The organism is Sphingomonas sp. OTU376 (assembly GCF_038440415.1).
Lineage (GTDB): Bacteria > Pseudomonadota > Alphaproteobacteria > Sphingomonadales > Sphingomonadaceae > Sphingomonas > Sphingomonas kyeonggiensis_A.
In genome coordinates this window covers 1-18,392 of sequence record NZ_JASATQ010000059.1, presented here as the reverse complement: position 1 = coordinate 18,392, position 18,392 = coordinate 1, and the positions used below count along the sequence as shown (strand labels likewise).

General features: G+C 67.6%; 17 protein-coding genes. 10 read left to right on the top strand and 7 right to left on the bottom strand.

From position 1 onward, the window contains the following. From AAHM44_RS19625 to AAHM44_RS19605, 5 genes are all read left to right on the top strand, one after another. Window positions 1-840, top strand: a complete 840-nt coding sequence (locus AAHM44_RS19625; protein WP_342251043.1) for an HpcH/HpaI aldolase/citrate lyase family protein — start codon at window positions 1-3, stop codon at window positions 838-840. Window positions 841-879: 39 nt separating this feature from the next. Next, a complete protein-coding gene (locus AAHM44_RS19620) occupies window positions 880-1,377 on the top strand; it encodes a hypothetical protein (RefSeq protein ID WP_269575205.1) in 498 nt (165 codons plus the stop codon). Further along, entirely contained in the window at window positions 1,346-2,803 is a 1,458-nt protein-coding gene (guaB, locus tag AAHM44_RS19615) for an IMP dehydrogenase (RefSeq protein WP_269575206.1), read from the top strand. Before AAHM44_RS19620 ends, guaB begins: the two co-directional genes overlap by 32 nt. 91 nt (window positions 2,804-2,894) lie before the next feature. Further along, the gene (locus AAHM44_RS19610; RefSeq protein ID WP_269575207.1) at window positions 2,895-3,320 is read left to right on the top strand and encodes a hypothetical protein; all 426 of its coding nucleotides are present in this window, start codon (window positions 2,895-2,897) and stop codon (window positions 3,318-3,320) included. An 89-nt stretch (window positions 3,321-3,409) separates the two neighbouring features. After that, window positions 3,410-4,411, top strand: a complete 1,002-nt coding sequence (locus AAHM44_RS19605; RefSeq protein WP_342251042.1) for a phosphatase PAP2 family protein — start codon at window positions 3,410-3,412, stop codon at window positions 4,409-4,411. A gap of 68 nt (window positions 4,412-4,479) precedes the next feature. Here AAHM44_RS19605 and AAHM44_RS19600 read toward each other — a convergent pair whose 3' ends face one another. Beyond that, complete coding sequence (locus AAHM44_RS19600) at window positions 4,480-5,229, bottom strand: SDR family oxidoreductase (RefSeq protein ID WP_269575209.1); 750 nt, start codon at window positions 5,227-5,229, stop codon at window positions 4,480-4,482. Between the two features lie 95 nt (window positions 5,230-5,324). Between AAHM44_RS19600 and AAHM44_RS19595 the strand changes: the two genes are divergently transcribed. After that, the gene (locus AAHM44_RS19595) at window positions 5,325-6,233 is read left to right on the top strand and encodes an AraC family transcriptional regulator (protein WP_342251041.1); all 909 of its coding nucleotides are present in this window, start codon (window positions 5,325-5,327) and stop codon (window positions 6,231-6,233) included. Between the two features lie 9 nt (window positions 6,234-6,242). Here the strand turns inward: AAHM44_RS19595 and purT are convergent, their stop codons facing one another. Further along, the gene (gene purT / locus AAHM44_RS19590; RefSeq protein ID WP_342251040.1) at window positions 6,243-7,412 is read right to left on the bottom strand and encodes a formate-dependent phosphoribosylglycinamide formyltransferase; all 1,170 of its coding nucleotides are present in this window, start codon (window positions 7,410-7,412) and stop codon (window positions 6,243-6,245) included. A 334-nt stretch (window positions 7,413-7,746) separates the two neighbouring features. Here purT and AAHM44_RS19585 point away from each other — a divergent pair, with 334 nt between their 5' ends. After that, window positions 7,747-8,931 carry an RsmB/NOP family class I SAM-dependent RNA methyltransferase gene (locus AAHM44_RS19585; RefSeq protein ID WP_342251039.1) on the top strand — a complete coding sequence of 395 codons (1,185 nt, stop codon included), beginning with the start codon at window positions 7,747-7,749 and terminating at the stop codon, window positions 8,929-8,931. A gap of 29 nt (window positions 8,932-8,960) precedes the next feature. Then, complete coding sequence (locus tag AAHM44_RS19580) at window positions 8,961-9,476, top strand: tetratricopeptide repeat protein (RefSeq protein ID WP_342251038.1); 516 nt, start codon at window positions 8,961-8,963, stop codon at window positions 9,474-9,476. A 126-nt stretch (window positions 9,477-9,602) separates the two neighbouring features. Here AAHM44_RS19580 and rsmA read toward each other — a convergent pair whose 3' ends face one another. The 4 genes from rsmA to AAHM44_RS19560 form a co-directional block, all read right to left on the bottom strand. Continuing rightward, a complete protein-coding gene (gene rsmA / locus AAHM44_RS19575) occupies window positions 9,603-10,418 on the bottom strand; it encodes a 16S rRNA (adenine(1518)-N(6)/adenine(1519)-N(6))-dimethyltransferase RsmA (RefSeq protein WP_342251037.1) in 816 nt (271 codons plus the stop codon). Then, window positions 10,415-11,410, bottom strand: coding sequence for a 4-hydroxythreonine-4-phosphate dehydrogenase PdxA (gene pdxA, locus AAHM44_RS19570; protein WP_342251036.1), 996 nt, complete (start codon window positions 11,408-11,410; stop codon window positions 10,415-10,417). The genes rsmA and pdxA overlap by 4 nt, the downstream gene beginning before the upstream one ends. Window position 11,411: 1 nt before the next feature. Next, window positions 11,412-12,857 (bottom strand): peptidylprolyl isomerase, encoded by a 1,446-nt coding sequence (locus AAHM44_RS19565; RefSeq protein ID WP_342251035.1) that lies wholly within the window; start codon window positions 12,855-12,857, stop codon window positions 11,412-11,414. Window positions 12,858-12,953: 96 nt separating this feature from the next. Continuing rightward, window positions 12,954-15,275, bottom strand: a complete 2,322-nt coding sequence (locus AAHM44_RS19560) for an LPS-assembly protein LptD (protein WP_446746008.1) — start codon at window positions 15,273-15,275, stop codon at window positions 12,954-12,956. Window positions 15,276-15,398: 123 nt separating this feature from the next. Between AAHM44_RS19560 and AAHM44_RS19555 the strand changes: the two genes are divergently transcribed. Together AAHM44_RS19555 and ndk are read left to right on the top strand one after the other, a co-directional pair. Then, window positions 15,399-15,842 (top strand): DNA polymerase III subunit chi, encoded by a 444-nt coding sequence (locus AAHM44_RS19555; protein ID WP_342251034.1) that lies wholly within the window; start codon window positions 15,399-15,401, stop codon window positions 15,840-15,842. 424 nt (window positions 15,843-16,266) lie between these two features. Next, window positions 16,267-16,689 carry a nucleoside-diphosphate kinase gene (gene ndk, locus AAHM44_RS19550; protein WP_342251033.1) on the top strand — a complete coding sequence of 141 codons (423 nt, stop codon included), beginning with the start codon at window positions 16,267-16,269 and terminating at the stop codon, window positions 16,687-16,689. Window positions 16,690-16,900: 211 nt separating this feature from the next. Here the strand turns inward: ndk and AAHM44_RS19545 are convergent, their stop codons facing one another. After that, a complete protein-coding gene (locus tag AAHM44_RS19545) occupies window positions 16,901-18,322 on the bottom strand; it encodes a sensor histidine kinase (RefSeq protein ID WP_269575217.1) in 1,422 nt (473 codons plus the stop codon). Window positions 18,323-18,392 lie beyond the last annotated feature (70 nt).

The window sequence follows — 18,392 nt, the reverse complement described above, 5'->3', positions numbered from 1 at the left end:
ATGACCACAGCCCGTCTCGCACCGCGCACCGCCCTGTTCCTGCCGGCCTCGAACCCGCGCGCGATCGAGAAGGCGCGGGGGCTCGGCGCCGATCTGGTGATCCTCGACCTCGAGGATGCGGTGAAGCAGGCCGACAAGGTGAGCGCCCGCGTCGCGGCGGTCGAAGCGGTGGGGCAGGGCTTTGCCGCCAGCCTCTCGGCGATCCGCATCAACGCGATCGACACCGCCGAGCATGGCGAGGATGTCGCGGCGATTGCGGGCTCCAGCGCCGACTTCGCGGTGCTGCCCAAGGCGGAAAGTGCCGAAGAGGTCGCGCAGGTCGCCAGGGCGCTCGGCAAGCCGTTGCTGGTGATGATCGAAACCCCGCGCGGCGTGCTGGGTGCCGCCGAGATCGCCGCGGTACCGGGCCTGGCCGGGCTCATCATCGGCACCAACGACCTGGCCGCCTCGCTCCGCCTCCCGCCCTCCAGCGGGCGTGCGCAGATGGGCGTATCCCTGCAAAGCGTCGTCCTCGCCGCCCGCGCCGCCGGCGTCTGGGCGCTCGACGGCGTGTTCAACAAGCTCGACGATCCCCAGGGTCTCGCCGCCGAATGCCGCGAGGGCAGGGCGCTCGGCTATGACGGCAAGTCGCTCATCCACCCGAACCAGATCGCCATCGCCGGCCAGGCATTCGGCCCCAGCGAGGCCGAACTGGCGGAAGCCCGCGCCCTCGTTGCCGCCGCTACGGGCGGGGCCGAGCGCTATGACGGCCGGATGATCGAGGCGATGCACGTCGATCAGGCCCGCGCGCTGCTCGATCGCGCGATGGATTATGCCGGATCGGATGATTTCCTTGCCTAGGTAGGACCACCTAGGCCGGGCAGCGTCTATTATAGCTACATGCCCGGACTGCCCAAGCTTCACAGCGATCTGCTCGCCGCGCTCGACGAGCTCGAACATCTCCTCGCGCAGCCCACGCTGGACCAGCTGCGCCTGTCGCGCGTCCGGCTCTACATCTCCAAGGTGAATGGCGAGCGCCGCACCACGGTCGACCGGCTCTGCGAGGCGCTGGAGCGCGAGGCGACCGGAGTCCATGCCCAGCAGATCGCCGCGCTGCGCCAGTCGAACATCGAGAAGCGCATCGAGTATACCGTGCATGTCGGCAATTGGGGCCTGCGCGAGGTCGCTGCCGACTGGCCGGGCTATTGCCGTGCCTCGGTCGAGCTTTCGCGCAGCATCCGCCAGCAGGTCATGGTCGAGCAGGCGTTGCTTTGCGACCGACAAGATGACGCCGACCCCCTAGCGCTTTCCGACCCTCGCGGTTACATGGGCCGCCAACTTCCGAATCAGGACATTGGCGCACCCCATGGACATCCCCCTCGGCCTCACCTTCGATGACGTTCTCCTCTATCCGGGGGAATCCGAAGTCCTGCCGAGCATGGCCGACACCCGTACGCGGGTAACCCGCGGCCTCTCGCTCAACATCCCGATCCTCTCCTCGGCGATGGACACCGTCACCGAAGCCGACATGGCGATCGTCATGGCGCAGCTCGGCGGCATCGGCGTCCTCCACCGCAATCTCGACATCGAGGAGCAGGTCGAGGCGGTCCGCGCGGTCAAGCGCTTCGAGAGCGGCATGGTCGTCAACCCGATCACCATGGCACCCACCGGCACCCTGGCCGAGGCCCGTGCGCTGATGGCCCAGCACCGGATCAGCGGCATTCCGATCGTCGAGGCGTCGGGCAAGCTCGCCGGCATCCTCACCAACCGTGACGTCCGCTTCGCCGAGCGGCTCGACCAGCCGGTTGCCGAGCTGATGACGCACGACAACCTTGCCACCGTCCGCGTCGGCGTCAGCTCGGAAGAGGCGCGCCGCCTGCTCCATTCGCGCCGCATCGAGAAGCTGCTGGTCGTCGACGATGCCTATCGCTGCGTCGGCCTGATCACGGTGAAGGACATCGAGAAGGCGGTGAACTATCCGTCCGCCACCAAGGACGCTGCCGGCCGCCTCTGCGTCGCCGCCGCCACCACCGTGGGCGACAAGGGCTTTGCCCGCACCGAGGCGCTGGTCGATGCCGAGGTCGACCTGATCGTGATCGACACCGCGCACGGCCACAATGTCGAGGTCAGCCGCGCCGTCGAGCGCGTGAAGAAGCTCTCCAACCGCGTCCAGGTGATCGCCGGCAACATCGCCACCGCCGAAGCCGCCAAGGCGCTGATCGGCGCGGGCGCCGACGGCATCAAGGTCGGCATCGGCCCGGGCTCGATCTGCACCACCCGGGTCGTCGCCGGCGTCGGCGTGCCGCAGCTCACCGCGGTGATGGAAGCCGCCAACGAAGCGTCGAAGCATGACGTGCCGGTGGTCGCCGATGGCGGCATCCGCACCTCGGGCGACGTCGCCAAGGCGATCGCCGCCGGTGCCTCGACCGCGATGATCGGCTCGCTGCTGGCAGGCACCGAGGAAGCCCCGGGCGAGACCTTCCTCTACCAGGGCCGCGCCTACAAGTCGTACCGCGGCATGGGCTCGGTCGGCGCGATGGCGCGCGGCTCGGCCGACCGCTATTTCCAGCAGGACGTCAAGGACCAGCTCAAGCTCGTGCCGGAAGGCATCGAGGGCCAGGTGGCGTTCAAGGGTCCGGCCAAGGACGTGATCCACCAGCTGGTCGGCGGCGTGAAGGCGTCGATGGGCTATGTCGGTGCCGCGACCATCGACGAGTTCCAGAAGAAGGCCCGTTTCGTCCGCATCACCAATGCCGGCCTGCGCGAGAGCCACGTCCACGACGTGACGATCACCCGCGAGGCGCCGAACTACCCGACGCGATAGGCCGTGATACCGCCGGCCGCGTCGCTCCTTCGGGCGGCGCGGCCCGCCGGGCGGTAAAGCTCTGGCAAGATATTTGCTCCATTATGAAGCAATGTCACGGCGTCTCGATATTCTCACCCGGCATCATGATCGACTGATCGAGATCATGGCCACCGCCCGCACCCAGATCACCGACTCCGTGAAGGGTGCCGATCTGGATGCGCTGCGCCATCTCCGCCGTGAGATGGTCGAGGCGCTGGCTGCCTATCAGCGCTTTGTCCATGAAGAGATTTACGAGCCCGCCCAGCAGGGTATCGGCTCGGCGGAAGCGCGTCGCGACGCACGGGCGCTGAAGATCGACTGCATCCAGCTCCAGCGCGACTATGACGATTTCGGCCTGCGCTGGGCGCGGCGCCACGTCCTCGAGAACTGGCCGGAATACCGCCTGAGCGCCAATCTCATGATGAAGCGGGTCAACGACCACATCCTGCACGTCTGCGAGCTGCGCAAGGGCTGGAGCAGCGGTCAGGCCGCCTGAGAGCGTCGCTTTGCCCCAGCCCCGGGGCGGGACGGTGGGCTGTCTTCTATCCGATTGCGCCGCCTTGGTAATTCGCTACGCTGCGCCCGGTGCCAAGTTTCGTTCGCGCCCGGCTCATGCCAGGCACCGCCATTTTCCCGCCGCTTCCCGATGTAGCGCCCAACCGACCCGCGGGATCCGCCGCCGGCTTCCGGCCCGCCCAGCTATGGGGTGCGATCGGCCTGAGCATGGCGATCTGCGCGGCGCTGATGTGGAAGGCCGGGCTGCGGATCGATCCGCTGCTGCCGTCCAACCTGGCCTATGTCGCGGCGCTGCTGCTGCTCTTCGCCGTCCGGCCCGCTCTGTCCCGCACCAGCCGGCGCTGGGCACCGGGCCTGGCCGATCTCGCCGAGAATGTCGGGCTGTTCATGGCGATGGCGCTCACCGGCGCGGTTGCCACCTATCCGCTGGCGGCGCTGTCGCATGGCTATGCCGATGCCCCGCTCCAGCGGATCGACGAGGCGCTGCATTTCCACTGGCTCGCCTGGTACGAGACGGTCGTCGCGCATCCCAGCCTCCAGCGGCTCGGCGTGGCCGCCTATCAGTGCATCTATGTGACCCCGGCCGCGCTGCTCATCGCCTTTGCGATCCGCGGCCAGCGCCGCGAGGCGCACCGCTTTCTCGCCAGCTTCTGGCTGGCCGCGATCCTGACCCTGACCCTGTACCTGTTCATGCCCGCCGTCGGCCCGCTGACCTATCTGTGGAAGGGCCCGATCCCCTATATGCCAACCAGCGCGATCTGGCAGGAACAGCTCATCCCGGCGCTCCGCGCCCACCAGATCGGACAGGTCAATCTCAACGAGCTGCGCGGCCTGGTCTCGGCCCCGAGCTTCCACACCGCCTCCGGCGTCGTCTACATCGCCACCGCCTGGCGTTGCGGCAACCTGCGCTGGCCGCTGACCTTCCTCACCCTGGCGATGCTGCTGGCGACGCCGGTGGAGGGGACGCATTACCTGTCGGACATGATCATCGGGGCAGCCGTGGCGCTGGTGGCGCTGGTGCTGGCGGGGAGGCTTGTGGGGCGGTTCGGGCGCAGCGCGGTGGCGGCCTGAAAGCAGCGACCGGACGCGCCGATCCGTTTCCCGTACCGGCGGGGGTCGCCGGCACGGGAACCCGCATCTCAGCGCGCCTTGGCGAGGGCAACCGCATCCGCTCCGGCGGGGAAGTGCAGCGCGCCCGCGATATCGTGCGCCGCGTCCCAGACAGCTTCGGCGACGTCGCTTTCCCGGGTTGTCATCGCCGGCGTTGCCAAGGCTTCGAGGATCGGTCGCGCGAAATCGGCGTATTCGCCAGGGAGCAGATCCTCGACTGGCACAATGGCGTTCGCGCCGAACCGCGTCGTGGGGGCATAGCCCGGCTCGACCAGTTTCACCTGCACGCCGAAATGGCCGAGCTCATGGGCGAGCGAGCCGGTGAACCCCTCGATCGCCTGCTTGGACCCGGTATAGGCCGCGGCCAGCGGAAAAGCGCCGAGCGTCACGGTCGAGGTGACGTTGACGATCATGCCCGATCGGCGTGCGCGCATCTGCGGGATGATCGCATGGCACATGGCCATCACGCCGATCGTGTTGGTCTCGATCAGCTGGCGGATCAGCGACATCGGCATCGCCTCGAAAGCGCCCACGCCGCCCACGCCGGCATTGTTGACCAGCACATCGACTGGCCCCGCCGTCTCGATCAGCGTCGCGATGCTCCGTTCGTCGGTGACGTCCAGCGGCAGCACCCGCAGCCGTTCGGTTGGCGTCGCGAACCGGGCAGCTTCGGGCCGGCGCATCGTCGCTATCACGTTCCAGCCGCGCGAAAGGAAAAGCTCCACTGTCGCCTTTCCATAGCCTGACGAGGTGCCGGTGATGAGGATCGTCTTGGTCATTGCCTGTCTCCCTTGATGTTGATGACCAGGAGATAGACGCGCCGGATGATACGATATATAATTGATGATCCTTATTTGATTATGGATCGTCCAATATGGATCCGCTCAGCGAGATCATTGCCCTGCTCCGGCCGCGTGCCGCCGTCTCCAAGCCGATCTCGGCGCGCGGGCAATGGGGCGTTCGCTATGCGGCGCATGAGGCGCCCGGCTTCACCCTCGTTCTCGCCGGTGAGGCCTGGGTCAGGTTCGAGGGCAGCGAACCGATCCGGCTGGCACGGGGCGATTTCCTGCTGTTGCCAACGACCCCGGCCTTCACGCTGGGCAGTGCGCCCGATATCGCCTGCGTCCCAGTCGAGCCGAGTGCCGAGCCCGTCCGGCACGGCGAGCAGGAAGGTGAGCCCGACTTTGTATCGCTTGGTGGAAGCTTCGCGTTCGAGCGCGTCAATGCGCCCTTGCTGCTCGCGCTGCTGCCGGGCCGCATCCATATTCCGGCGACGGAGGGCAGGGCGACCCGGTTCGGCCGGCTAATCGGGCTGCTTGCCGAGGAATGTGGGGGCGATCAACCCGGCAAGGAGCTGATCGTCCAGCGCATGCTCGAGGTGCTGCTGGTCGAAGCGCTGCGCTGGCGCGGCATCGGCAGTCAGGCGATGCCTGCGGGGCTGCTCAACGGCATGCGCGATCCGGCGCTGGCTCGCGTGCTCCAGACGATCCACGCCGATGTCCGGGCGGGCTGGACGGTCGCGGAGCTCGCCGGGATCGCCGGCATGTCGCGGTCCGCCTTTTCGGCGCGGTTCGGTGAACGACTGGGCTGCGCACCGATCGAATATCTCGCCCGCTGGCGCATGGCGATTGCCAAGGATGCGCTTAGCCGGGGGGTGAAGTCGCTCGATCGCATCGCCGACGAGATCGGCTATGAATCGGCGAGCGCCTTCAGCACGGCATTCCGCAAGCGCCTTGGTTGCTCGCCCGGCCGGTTTGCGCGGGCGCCCGCCACTTTGGTCTAGGGGTTGGCCTTAGTCGCCATACCCGATCCGGATCTTGCCCGCCGCCTCCGCCGCCACCCGCCGCGCCGCATCGGTATCCCCCGCCAGCGCCAGCGCCACGCCCATCCGGCGATAGGGCCGCGAGTTCGGCTTGCCGAATATCCGCACATCCACTTCGCCGCCCTCGGTTGCCAGCGCCTCGGCCAGCCCTGCATAGGACAAGGTTTCCGAAGCCCGGTCCGCCAGGATCACCGCGCTAGCCGAGGGCCCGCGCAGCGTGATCGCCGGGATCGGCAGGCCCATCACCGCACGCGCGTGCAGGTCGAACTCGCTGAGGTTCTGCGAGATCAGCGTCACCATGCCGGTGTCGTGCGGGCGCGGCGAGAGCTCGGAGAAGATCACCTCCTCGCCCTTCACGAAGAACTCCACCCCGAAGATGCCATAGCCGCCCAGATCGTCGACCACCTTGCGCGCCATGTCCTGCGCGTCGGTAATCGCCTGCGCCGACATCGCGGCGGGCTGCCAGCTTTCCTGATAGTCGCCGCGCTCCTGGCGGTGGCCGATCGGCGGGCAGAACAGCACGCCGTTGCGGGTGCGGATCGTCAGCAGGGTGATCTCGTAATCGAAGGCAACGAACTCCTCGACGATCACCCGCTTGCGGTCGCCGCGCATGTTGGCGACCGCATAGTCCCAGGCAGCCTCCAGCGCGCCGGCGTCGCGTACCGTGCTCTGGCCCTTGCCCGAGGACGACATCACCGGCTTGATCACGCAGGGCAGGCCGGTGTGCCCGGCGCCGGCCAGCACTTCCTCCAGGCTCTCGGCATAGCGATAGCGCGACGTGCGCAGGCCCAGCTCGACGGCCGCGACTTCGCGGATGCCGTCGCGGTTCATCGTCATCTGGGTGGCGCGCGCCGACGGGACGATGGTGAAGCCCTCGGCCTCCAGCTCGGCCAACACCTCGGTGCGGATCGCCTCGACCTCGGGGACGACATAGTCCGGCTGGTGCTTCTCCACCGCGGCGCGCAGCAACTCGCCGTCGAGCATCGAGAACACCTCGAAGCCATCGGCGACCTGCATCGCCGGGGCGCCTTCATAGGCGTCGCAGGCGATCACATGCGCGCCCAGCCGCTTGGCGGAGATCACGAACTCGCGGCCGAGTTCGCCCGAGCCGAGGAGCAGGATCTTCGCCGTGAACGCCATGTGCTTGCCTTCCTGATGGGGTTGGCGCGGCTGTGGCGGGATGGCGCCCGCTTGTCCATTCCCCTCACCATATTCCGTCATGCTGAACTTGTTTCAGCATCCAGGGCGCCCCCGGCTTTATCGCTCGTGGAGAGTTGGACCCTGAAACGAGTTCAGGGTGACGATGAGTGAAGATGCTTGAGCCCCGCTCCCGCAATTTCCACTACCAATGTAGGCAATGTTCTGCTTCTGCTCCGGCTATGCCGAGCGCGAATTCCCTGACTCTTGCCCTCCCGCGCACCCGCGTGGAGACTCAAGAGATTCAACATTTTGCTCAACCGGGCGGTTTAACGTCATGAACCCTGCCGCCCGCATCCAGGCCGCCATCGACCTGCTCGACAAGATCACTGCCGCCGCCCGAGACCAGGGTGGATCGGCCGACACGATCATCGCCAAGTGGTTCGCCGAGCGTCGCTATGCCGGTTCCAAGGACCGCCGGGCGATCCGCGAGCTGGTCTATGACGCGATCCGCATGCTCGGCGAGCGCCCGGAAACCGGCCGCGCCGCGATGCTGGCGCTGGCCGGGCGTCGGCCGGAACTGGTCGAATGGTTCGACGGCTCGCCCTATGGCCCCGCGCCGATCGCGCCGGGTGAGCCAATCGCCGAAGCCGGCGTGCTGCCGCGTTGGCTGGCCGAGGCCTTTGCCGCCTCGGGCCTCGACAGCGACGAACAGGAAGCGCTGCTGGAGCGCGCCCCGCTCGACATCCGGGTCAACACGCTCAAGGCCGATCCTGCGGTCATCCAGGCCGAGATTCCCGGCTCGGTGCCGCTACCGTGCCTGCCCGCCGGGCTGCGCGCGCCTTCGGATGCGCCGATCGAGCAATTGCCGTCGTACAAGGACGGCAAGCTCGAGGTGCAGGATGCCGGCAGCCAGTTCGTCAGCCTCGCGGCAGGCGTCGAGCGCGGCCAGCATGTCATCGACCTGTGCGCCGGCGGCGGCGGCAAGACGCTGGCGCTGGCGGCGGCGATGGCCAATCACGGCAGCATCCTGGCCTGCGATATCGATCGCCCCCGGCTCTCCCGGCTGATGCCGCGTGCCGAGCGGGCAGGGGTGGGCATCGTCGAGACCCGCCTGCTCAACCCCAACCAGGAACGCGCGATGCTGGCCGACCAGGCCGGCCGCGCCGATGTCGTGCTGGTCGATGCGCCCTGTTCGGGCACCGGCACCTGGCGCCGCAACCCGGAGGCGCGCTGGCGGCTCAATCCGCAGCGGCTCGACCGTTATGTTGCGACACAGCGCGCGCTGCTCGACATCGCCGCCGATCTCGTCCGCCCCGGCGGGGTGCTGGTGCATGTCGTCTGCTCGCTGCTCGATGCCGAAGGGGCGGGGCAGGCCCAGGCGTTCCTGGAGCGCAATCCCGGCTGGACCGTTGAGCCGCTGGCGCTCGGCGCCGGCACACCGCGTGGCCCGGGCGTGCGCTTCACCCCGCTAAGGGACTCGACCGACGGCTTTTTTGTCGCGAGGATGCGGCGGCCATGATAGCGACCGGCAAGATTTCGGAGAATGTGATGCGTTTCACTGCGATTGGGGCGGCCGGTGCGTTGCTTCTGCTCTCGGTTTCCACGTCGTTGATGGCGCAGCGTGCCGACGACCAGATCGATCCGCGCTCGGTGGAAATGGTCAAGCAGGGCCGCGCGATGCTCGCCGGCGGCAATGTCCAGGGTGCCGGCGATGTGCTCGAAAGCGCGCTGGCGGTCGATCCGCGCAATCGCGACGCGTATCTCGTCCTCGCCGATATCGCCCGCAAGGTGAACCTGCCCGGCAAGGCGATCCGCCTCTATCGTGAAGCGCTGAGCCTCGAGCCCAACGACACCGCCGCGCTGCGTGGGCAGGGCGAGGCGATGGTTGCCAAGGGCGCGATGGAGCGGGCCAAGGAGAACCTCGCCAAGATCGAGAAGCTCTGCGCCAAGGGCTGCGCCGACGCCGCCCAGCTCTCCGCCGCGATCGCCAAGGGCCCGCCGGTGGTCACCGCCCAGGCCGAACCGGCCCCGGCCCCTGCGGCGTCGCCGACGGCCAAGCCCTGATCGGCTTGTAATGTAGGATTTCGTCTGATTGGAAAGGGCGGTCCGGCGGATGCCGGGCCGCTCTTTGACAATCAGGACAGCGCCGAAAACGGCTTCTTGGCGTGTACTTCGTGTACTTTGGGCCGCTCAGCCCAGCGTTCGGGCAAGTGCGACGAACTCGGCGACGGTCACCGTCTCGGCACGCCGGGCGGAGTCGATGCCCAGGCTTTCCATCGCCTCCAATGCGCCGGGCACGCCTTTCAGGCTCTGGCGCAGCATCTTGCGGCGCTGGCCGAAGGCGGCGGCGGTCAGGTTCTCCAGCGTCTTGAGCCGCACGCCCTCGGGCGCTTCGGCGGGGACGATATGGACGACGGCCGACATCACCTTGGGCGGCGGCGTGAAGGCCGAACGATGGACGTTCATCGCGATCCTGGGCGTGGAGCGCCATTGGGAGAGCACGGCGAGCCGGCCATAATGCTCGGTACCGGCCGCAGCGACGATGCGCTCGGCCACTTCCTTCTGGAACATCAGCGTGAGGCTGGCCCACCACGGCTCCCACTCGGCCGAGAGCCAGCCGACGAGCAGCGCGGTGCCGACATTATAGGGCAGGTTGGCGACGACGTGCGGCTTGCCTTCGAACAGCGCCGGGGCATCGACCTCAAGAGCGTCCCCCTCGATGACGCGGAGCTTGCCGGGGAAAAAGCTGCCGAGCTCCTCCAGCGCCGGAATGCAGCGACGGTCGCGCTCCACCGCGGTGACGCTGGCGCCGCCCTGGAGCAGCGCGCGAGTCAGGCCGCCGGGGCCGGGGCCGACCTCGAACACTTCGGCGCCGTCGAGCTTGCCCGGCACCTTGGCGATGCGAGCGAGCAGCTGGTGGTCGAACAGGAAATTCTGGCCCAGCGCCTTGCTCGCGCTGAGACCATATTTGCTGATGACGTCCCGGAGAGGCGGAAGCTCGGTCACGCCGCCGCATCTGCCCTGCGCTGGGCGGCGCTGGCGGCCATCTTGATCGCGGCGATCATCGCGCCGGGATTGGCCTCGTCCTTGCCGGCGATGCCGAACGCGGTGCCGTGGTCGGGCGAAGTACGGACGATGGGCAGGCCGAGGGTGATGTTCACGCCTTCGTCGAAATGGAGCGTCTTGATCGGGATCAGCGCCTGGTCATGCGTGGGGCAGAGCGCGGCGTCATAGCCGGCGCGGGCGCGGGGATGGAACATCGCATCGGCGGCGAAGGGGCCGATCGCGTCGATGCCTTCCTCGCGCAGCTGGGCGATGGCGGGCAGGAGGACGTCGATCTCCTCCCGTCCGATCTCGCCGCTCTCGCCGGCATGCGGGTTGAGGCCGGCAAAGGCGAGGCGGGGCCGCTCGATGCCGAAGTTGCGCAGCAGACCGCGCGCCGTGGCGCGGGCCTTGGCCAGTACCAGCTCGATGGTGAGCAGGCCCGGCACGCTGGCGATCGCGACGTGTACGGTGATCGGCACCACGCGCAGCGTCGGGCCGGCGAGCATCATCACCGCATTCTCCGGAGAGATGCCGCAGCGCTCGGCGACGAACTCGGTCTGGCCGGGATGCCGGAAGCCGATCTTGTAGAGCTGGACCTTGGAGACCGGACCGGTGACCACGCCCCCCGCCGCGCCGGCGTTGGACAGGCCGACCGCCAGCTCGAGCGACTGGAGCGCGGCCTTGGCACTGGCCTCGTCGGGGCTCCCCGGCGTCACCGCGCAGGTGTCGCCGACAGGCAATACCGGCAGCGCCTCGGCAAAGGCGGCCGCGGCCTGGTCGGGATTGGTGATCCGGGCGATCGGCCCGTCCCAAACCTTCTCGACGGCGTCGGGACAGCCAATGGCGAAGAAGGGCGCGAGCGAATGCAGCTCGCGCGCCTTCCATGCCTTGGCGGTGATTTCCGGGCCGACTCCGGCCGAATCGCCCATCGATATGGCGAGCGGCCGGATCACCTCAGCGATATTCGATCAGCGCGTCGCGGCGGATGTCGCGAAGCATGCGCTGGGCGCGCAGGTTCGTGCGCTGCTCGGCAACCTGGTCCTGGATCTGGTCGCGGGTCGGCAGGCCGGGGGGCGGCGGATCGTCGCGACCGCAGACCACGAGCACGCGGACGCCGTCCTCGATCGTGCCGAAGGGCTGGGTCACCTGGCCGACCTGGAGCGGCAGGATGATCTGCTGCAGCGCGGGCGGCAGGTCGCCGATCACGACGCCGTCCTTCTCCACCACTTCCGCATTCTGCGCGGCGGCGACATTGGCCGCGTCACCGCAGCCCTTGATCGCCTGGGTTGCCTGGGCGAACTGGCCGGCGCGCGCCTGGGCCTGCGCCTCGTTCGTGCCCTTGGGGAAGGTGATGGTGATCTGGCGGAGCGAGAGCTTGGCGCCGCGCGGATCGGCCATGCCGATCTTGCGCTTGTCCGCCAGGTACACGATCGAGAAACCGGTCGACAGCGGGATCGGGCCCGCGACCTGGCCGGCCGACATCTCTTCCACGGCCTTGGCCATCTCGTCGGGCAGGATGCCCGGCGCCAGGCGGACCCAGCCGAGGTCGCCGCCCTGACCCTTGGTCGAGCTCTCCGAATAGGTCTTGGCGAGATAATCGAAGGGCGCGCCCTCCTTCATCTGCTGGATGATGCGCTGCATGCCCGCATAGACTTCCTGCTTACGGTCGTCCGTGGCGTTCATGTAGATTTCGTAGACGTGATATTCTTCGCTGCCCTGCGCGGCCTTGAGGCGGGCGATGATGGCATCGGCCTCCTCGTCGCTCACGTTGATGTCGACCTTGCGGCGCAGCACGCGGCCCCAGGCGACTTCGCCCTCGATCTGCTTGCGGATCGTGCGCTCCGAAGCGCCGGACTGGCGCAGGAAGACCCGGAACTGCTCCGGAGTCATCTTCAGGCGGCGGGCGACGCCGCCGAAGCTCTGGTCGATCTCCTTGGGATCGACATTGATCTCGTTGGCCTTGGCCTCCTGGATCTGCAGCGTCTCGTCGATCAGCTGGCGCAGGATCATCATGCGATACTGATCGCGCTCTTCCGGCTTCAGGTTGAGCTTGTTGAGCGCGATGATCAGGTTGAGCCGCTGGTCCACATCGGTGCCGGTGAGCACCGTGTTGTTCACGATCGCGGTGGGCTTGCGGATGTTGGGATCGGCCTTGCCGAACAGCTTGAGATCGGGCGGAAGATCGAGCTGGGCAGCAAGCGCGGCGGCAGCATCTTCCTGCTGCGCGGGCGTTGCCTGCTGCGGGGCCGGAGCCGACTGCTGCGGGGCCGGAGCGGCCGGCTTCGGCGCGGGAGCGGTCTGTGCCGTCTGCGCCACAACCCCCGGCGCTACGCTGGAGACGACGAGCGCGAGAACGGACAAGCGGCCTGCGCGGATCGCCTTGCTAACACCAATGTTCACGTGATTCCGTACCCTCAAATCTGCCGGAGAGTGGCGCATAATGTTCAATTGTGCCTGAACTTAGGCTTACCGGCGGTTCCCCTCTAGCGGCGCAGCCTAGCGCCCCAGATTCTTGAACGCCAGCGTCAACAGATAGGAGTTGCCGCGCGCAGCGTCGCCGGTGGTGGCATAATCGCGCTTCCAGGTCAGGCCCAGCCGCAGGCAGTCGTCCTCATAGGTGATGCCCAGGCGGTGGCGCACCGGCTCGAATCCGTCGGCGAGCGAGGTGGGATCTTCCTTGCGATCGGTCAGATCGACCAGCGTCGAGCCCGAAAGCGACCAGAAACGCGCGATCTGGATGCGGGCGCCGAGGCGAAGCTCCTCGCGGTCCTGCAGGTCCTCGAGCGACGCGTTGATGTTCCGGTTGAGGCGCAGATAGCCGATCTGGGCATAGGTGGAGCGCGAACCGAGTGTCATGTCGACTTCGTTGCGGCGGAAGGCGAGGCTGTCCTTGTCGAGCCGGTAGCGGTGGGTGAAGCTGACAAAATCGCGGAAGCGCACGACGGTGCGGCCGACAATGTCCGACACCCGGGCGTTCAGACCTGTCCCATCCGGGAACAGCGTCGGGCGCGAGGAAATGCGATAGCTCTGGCCGACATTGGCGTCGATCGAGAAGCCCGGCAGGTAGAGCGCATAGTCGAGGCCCCAGGTGAAGCGGGTCGAATCCTCGAACCGGTCATAGCCGGGGAAGCGATTGAGCGCGAAGAGGTTGGAATCCTCCAGGTCCACCGCGCGCGCATCTTCGTTCGGCACCTCGAGATTGGCGATCTTGGGCGAGGCAACCATCTGGAAACGTGGGGTAATGCGCTGCGTGCCGCCGAACAGGCTGCCGACCAGCGGCCATTTCACGTCCACCGCCAGCGCACCGATGCCGCGGCCATGGAAGCCTTCCTCGCCGCGATAGCTGGCGATCGTCGTCAGCATCGTGTCCGAAGCATTGTAGACGTCGCCACGGGCATAGGCGGTGAGGGTGACTTCCTGGCCCCAGTTGGTCAGGCGGCGCAGGTCCCAGCGGGCGCTGGCAAAGGCGCGCTGCGAATCCTGGCCGTCGGACCGGCCGATCGCCAGCGTGTTGACCTGGAACTCGAAGCGGCCGCCGATGATGCCGTCATCCATGCGCCGGCGATAGTCGATCTCGGGCAGGGCATAGGGCTGGAGGCCCTGGCGCTCGCCGACGCGGAGCGTCTGCACGACCCAGGCGTTGATCGAGAAATAGCTATCTGCATCAATGCGTTCGACGCGGAAGTTATTACGCAGTCGATCGTCGCGCGAGATGTCGTACCGGCGCAGGAAGGTCCGGTCCGTGGTCAGGCGCATCGAGGCGCTGGCGCTCCAGTTCGGATCGAGCTGGAAATTGCCGACCGCATCGAGATAGCCGCGGAAATCGTTCTTCGAGGTGGTAGGCGTGACCGGCACGGTGAGATCGTCGGCGCGGCGGCTATAGGTGCCATAGGCGCTGACCCGGAAGGCGCCGAGCGAATTGAGTTCGCGATAATCCGCCTGCAGCATCGGCAGCACGCTGGAATAGACGCGCGGAGTGACAGTCAGGTCGCGATTGGGCGCGAAGCTGAAATAATAGGGCAGCGCGAACTGCACGCCGTTCGCGCGGTTGTAGCGAAGATCGGGCGCGAGGAAGCCGCTGGCGCTCTGGCCGCCGACCGGGTGCGAGAAGACCGGCAGCGGGATCGTCGCGAAGCCGAACACCGAGATGCGCGCGCCGGTGTAGCGCAGCCGCTTCTTGGCAGGCTCATAGACCACGCGATTGGCGGTGATCTTCCAGCTCGGCTCCTTGGGGCAGCCGTCCGAATTGGTGACCGAGCAGGGGGTGTAGGCGGCGTTCTCGACCGTGAAGCTGCCATCCTCGTGCATCTGGCCCTGCGCCGCGGCGATGCGGCCGCCGGCGTCGAGCACGACCAGCATGTTCTGGACGACGCCTTCCTTCAGCGTGTCGGTCAGCTCGACCTTGTCGCCATAGGCCGAATCGCCCTGCGGATTGACGACGACGACATTGCCCTCGGCGAAGACCTGCCCGCTCTTGCGGTTCCAGGTCACCTTGTCGGCGCGCAACCGCTCGCTGCGGCGATAGAGGCGGACATCGCCGGTAGCGGTGACCACGTCCTGATTCTCGTCATATTCGAGCTGGTCGGACGTGAACTGGATCTGGTCGTCGCCCTCGGGCAGCGCACTCGGCGAAGGCGGCGGCGGCTCGACCGCGGGGGTCTGCAGGTCAGGGCCAGCGGCGGGCGTGGGCGCGGGTGACGGCGCCGGAGTCGCGGGCTGCGGCGCGGTCTGGGCCGGCGCGGTCGTCTGCTGCGCGCGCGCCTCTGCCGACAGGCACAGGCCGACAGCGGCCGACAGCAGCAAGGCCTTGCGCGTCACTTCGATTCCCACCTTTGTTTCTCACTCCCGTGCACGCGGCAATTATTTGCCCTATCGCAGCGGTTGCGGCTCCGCAACGTCACGTGCGTTGGCCCGAACGCACGGAGGCGCTAACAGGAGCCAATGCAGGTCGATTTCTACCATCTGACGCAGCTCCCCCTGGAACGTGCGCTGCCCCGGATCGCCGAACGCGTGGTCGAGACCGGCGGGCGGCTGTTGATCGTCGCCGGCGAGGCGAGCCAGCAGGCCAGGCTGGACCAGCTGCTATGGACCTATACCCCCGAAAGCTTCCTGCCGCACGGCCAGGCGGGCGGGCCGGACGATGACCGCCAGCCGATCCTGATCGCCGGCGAGCCGGAAACGCCGGCCAATGGCGCGCGCAACATCGCGCTGGCCGACGGGGTGTGGCGCGAGGAGGCGCTGGGCTTCGACCGGGCCTTCCATTTCTTCGACGAGGACCGCATCGCCGAGGCGCGGGCCGCCTGGAAGGGACTGGCCGGACGCGAGGGGGTGGAGCGCAACTACTGGAAGCAGAACGAGCAGGGGCGCTGGGAGAAAGCGGCCTGAGTGTACGCTTCTGTACGCCGATATTTGCTTAGGTTGTGCGTAACGGCGGCTTGAGGCCGGTCGGTTTGATAAAGTTCTGCGGCTGTTTCCCTCCATGTGGGGTGTTGCACTTGCGGACGGTTTGGACGCGGAAGCTTGCACGGCTCTCTATTTCATCGTCATCCCGGCCTTGAGCCGGGATCCCGCTCCTTCCGCGATCGAGACTAGAGGGACCCCGGCTCAAGGCCGGGGTGACGGAAAATGGGTACGCGCCCGCGATCCCGCAGCCGCAGGACATCGCATCTTCTTCACGGTTCAAAGAGCGTCGGCAGGAACAATAACGGAACGCGCGCCTGTAGGACAGCACGCCGCGCTTGCATCCGGCGCAACGCGGGACTAGGGAGCCGCGACTTTTCCACAACCATAAAGCAGGAGCCGCACGGCCATGGCCGCGAACCGGACCTTTTCGATCATCAAGCCCGATGCCACCCGCCGCAACATCACCGGCGCCGTCACCAAGATGCTGGAGGAGGCCGGCCTGCGCGTCGTCGCTTCGAAGCGCATCCAGATGACCCGCGAGCAGGCCGAGGGCTTCTACAGCGTCCACAAGGAGCGCCCCTTCTTCAACGACCTGGTCGAGTTCATGATCTCGGGTCCGGTCGTGGTGCAGGTGCTCGAGGGCGAGAACGCCGTGCAGCGCAACCGCGACATCATGGGCGCCACCAACCCGGCGAACGCCGATGCCGGCACCATCCGCAAGGAGCTGGCCGAATCGATCGAGGCGAACTCGGTGCACGGTTCGGACTCGGACGAGAACGCCGCGATCGAGATCGCGTTCTTCTTCAAGCCGGAAGAGATCGTCGGCTAAACGCTGACTTTCTTGCACCGTTTTGGATGCGAAGGGCCGGGGCGAAAGCACCGGCCTTTTTCGTGTTTGGGGGCGTGTGTCAGCTTTGGGGGATGGTGGATACAGTACGCCGTCATGCTGAACTTGTTTCAGCATCCAAGGAGCCGCCAAGGATATCCTTTGTGGAGCGTTGGACCCTGAAACAAGTTCAGAGTGACGAAGGTTTTTGCGGCTAGCTCCGCGGGAGCGTGATCGTTGCCACCAGGCCGCCGCCTTCGCGGTTGGCCAGGCCGATCTCGCCGCTTGCGTCGCGGACGATTGCACGAGCCAGGGCGAGGCCCAGGCCGGCGCCGCCGGTCTCGCGATTGCGGGATTCCTCCAGGCGCGTGAAGGGATCGAAGACTTTCTCAAGCTTTTCCGGGGGGATACCGGGGCCGCGATCGCAGACTTCGATGCGGACATGGCGCTCGTCCGAGCGCAGGCGGACCTCTGTGGCACCGCCGCCATATTTCACCGCATTCTCGATCAGGTTGCGCACCGCGCGGCGCATCAGCGTGGGGCGGAGATGCATGCGCAGGCGCGGCGCTTCCTCGAAGGTGACGTCCTGATCGAGATCGCGGAAATCCTCGACGACGGCGTCGATCAGGGCGGACAAGTCAACATCGGTGGCTGGTTCGCTCGGACGTCCGAGCCGGGCGAGGCTGAGGATGTCGTCGAGCGTATGGTTCATCTCGTCGATCGTGTCCGCCATGCGGGCGCGATCCTCTTCATCCTCTACCGACTCGATTCGTACGCGAAGCGCAGCAAGTGGCGTGCGCAGGTCGTGCCCGATCGCGCCGAGCATGCGGTCCTTTTCGTCGAGCATCGCGGTCACGCGGGTGCTGAGCGCATTGTACGCAGCGATCACCGCGCGGACGTCGCTGGGGCCGCTTTCCTCGACCGGATCGGCGTCTTCACCAGGATGGAAGGCGCTGGCGGCGGCGGCGAGCTTGCGCAGCGGCCGGGCGATGCGGTGGCCGGCCCAGAGCACGGGCACCAGCACGACGATGTAGAGGATCAAGGTCTGGGCGAGCAGCTGCCAGATCAGCGCGCGCTCGGAACGGGGCCAGGCCGAGCTGAGCGACAGCCAGCCCTTGCCGGGCAGCTCGACCGCGATCATCAGCTCGGCACCGAGGCGGCGCAGGCGCTCGGCACGGGCCGGGTCCATGCGCTTGAGCAGCGGGCGGCTGTCGTCGATCGGGCGGACCACCGCGATGACCTGGCCCACCTGCACGCCGCCATCGGTGAGGCCGCGGCGCAGGTCGCGCTCGATATCGGCGCGGCGGCCGAGCTCGGCGGGGATCGGATTGGCGGGGACGAAATCGACCCGGCCGCCGCGCGTCTGGCGGCGTTCCCGACCGTCGCGATCGTGTCCGTCCTGGCGGCCGGCGGGGCCTGGCGGCAGCGGAGGAGCGGGACGCGGGTTCACCGGGGTGCCGAGGCGCTCGGCAGCATCGATCAGCCGGGTGACGGTGGGGACAATGACCTGGGCGAAACGGGCATTCTGGCGCTCGCGGACGAGCAGGCCGAAGTTGATCGCCTGGGCAAGGAACAGCGCGACCGCGACGAGGAGGGCGATCTGGCCGGTCAGCGAGCGAGGGAAGAGGCGGGTCATGCGGCTGTTGTCATGCCCTTACTTGTTCCCCGGGGGGGGGGGGGGGGGGCGGGGGGGGGGGGGGGGGGGG

What these genes read in the sequence shown, in the direction of transcription:
- AAHM44_RS19625 (WP_342251043.1), top strand. Translation starts at nt 1, where the DNA reads ATGACCACAGCCCGTCTCGCACCGCGCACCGCCCTGTTCCTGCCGGCC.
- AAHM44_RS19620 (WP_269575205.1), top strand. Translation starts at nt 880, where the DNA reads ATGCCCGGACTGCCCAAGCTTCACAGCGATCTGCTCGCCGCGCTCGAC.
- guaB (WP_269575206.1), top strand. Translation starts at nt 1,346, where the DNA reads ATGGACATCCCCCTCGGCCTCACCTTCGATGACGTTCTCCTCTATCCG.
- AAHM44_RS19610 (WP_269575207.1), top strand. Translation starts at nt 2,895, where the DNA reads ATGTCACGGCGTCTCGATATTCTCACCCGGCATCATGATCGACTGATC.
- AAHM44_RS19600 (WP_269575209.1), bottom strand. Translation starts at nt 5,229, where the DNA reads ATGACCAAGACGATCCTCATCACCGGCACCTCGTCAGGCTATGGAAAG.
- AAHM44_RS19595 (WP_342251041.1), top strand. Translation starts at nt 5,325, where the DNA reads ATGGATCCGCTCAGCGAGATCATTGCCCTGCTCCGGCCGCGTGCCGCC.
- purT (WP_342251040.1), bottom strand. Translation starts at nt 7,412, where the DNA reads ATGGCGTTCACGGCGAAGATCCTGCTCCTCGGCTCGGGCGAACTCGGC.
- AAHM44_RS19585 (WP_342251039.1), top strand. Translation starts at nt 7,747, where the DNA reads ATGAACCCTGCCGCCCGCATCCAGGCCGCCATCGACCTGCTCGACAAG.
- AAHM44_RS19580 (WP_342251038.1), top strand. Translation starts at nt 8,961, where the DNA reads ATGCGTTTCACTGCGATTGGGGCGGCCGGTGCGTTGCTTCTGCTCTCG.
- AAHM44_RS19555 (WP_342251034.1), top strand. Translation starts at nt 15,399, where the DNA reads ATGCAGGTCGATTTCTACCATCTGACGCAGCTCCCCCTGGAACGTGCG.
- ndk (WP_342251033.1), top strand. Translation starts at nt 16,267, where the DNA reads ATGGCCGCGAACCGGACCTTTTCGATCATCAAGCCCGATGCCACCCGC.
- AAHM44_RS19545 (WP_269575217.1), bottom strand. Translation starts at nt 18,322, where the DNA reads ATGACCCGCCTCTTCCCTCGCTCGCTGACCGGCCAGATCGCCCTCCTC.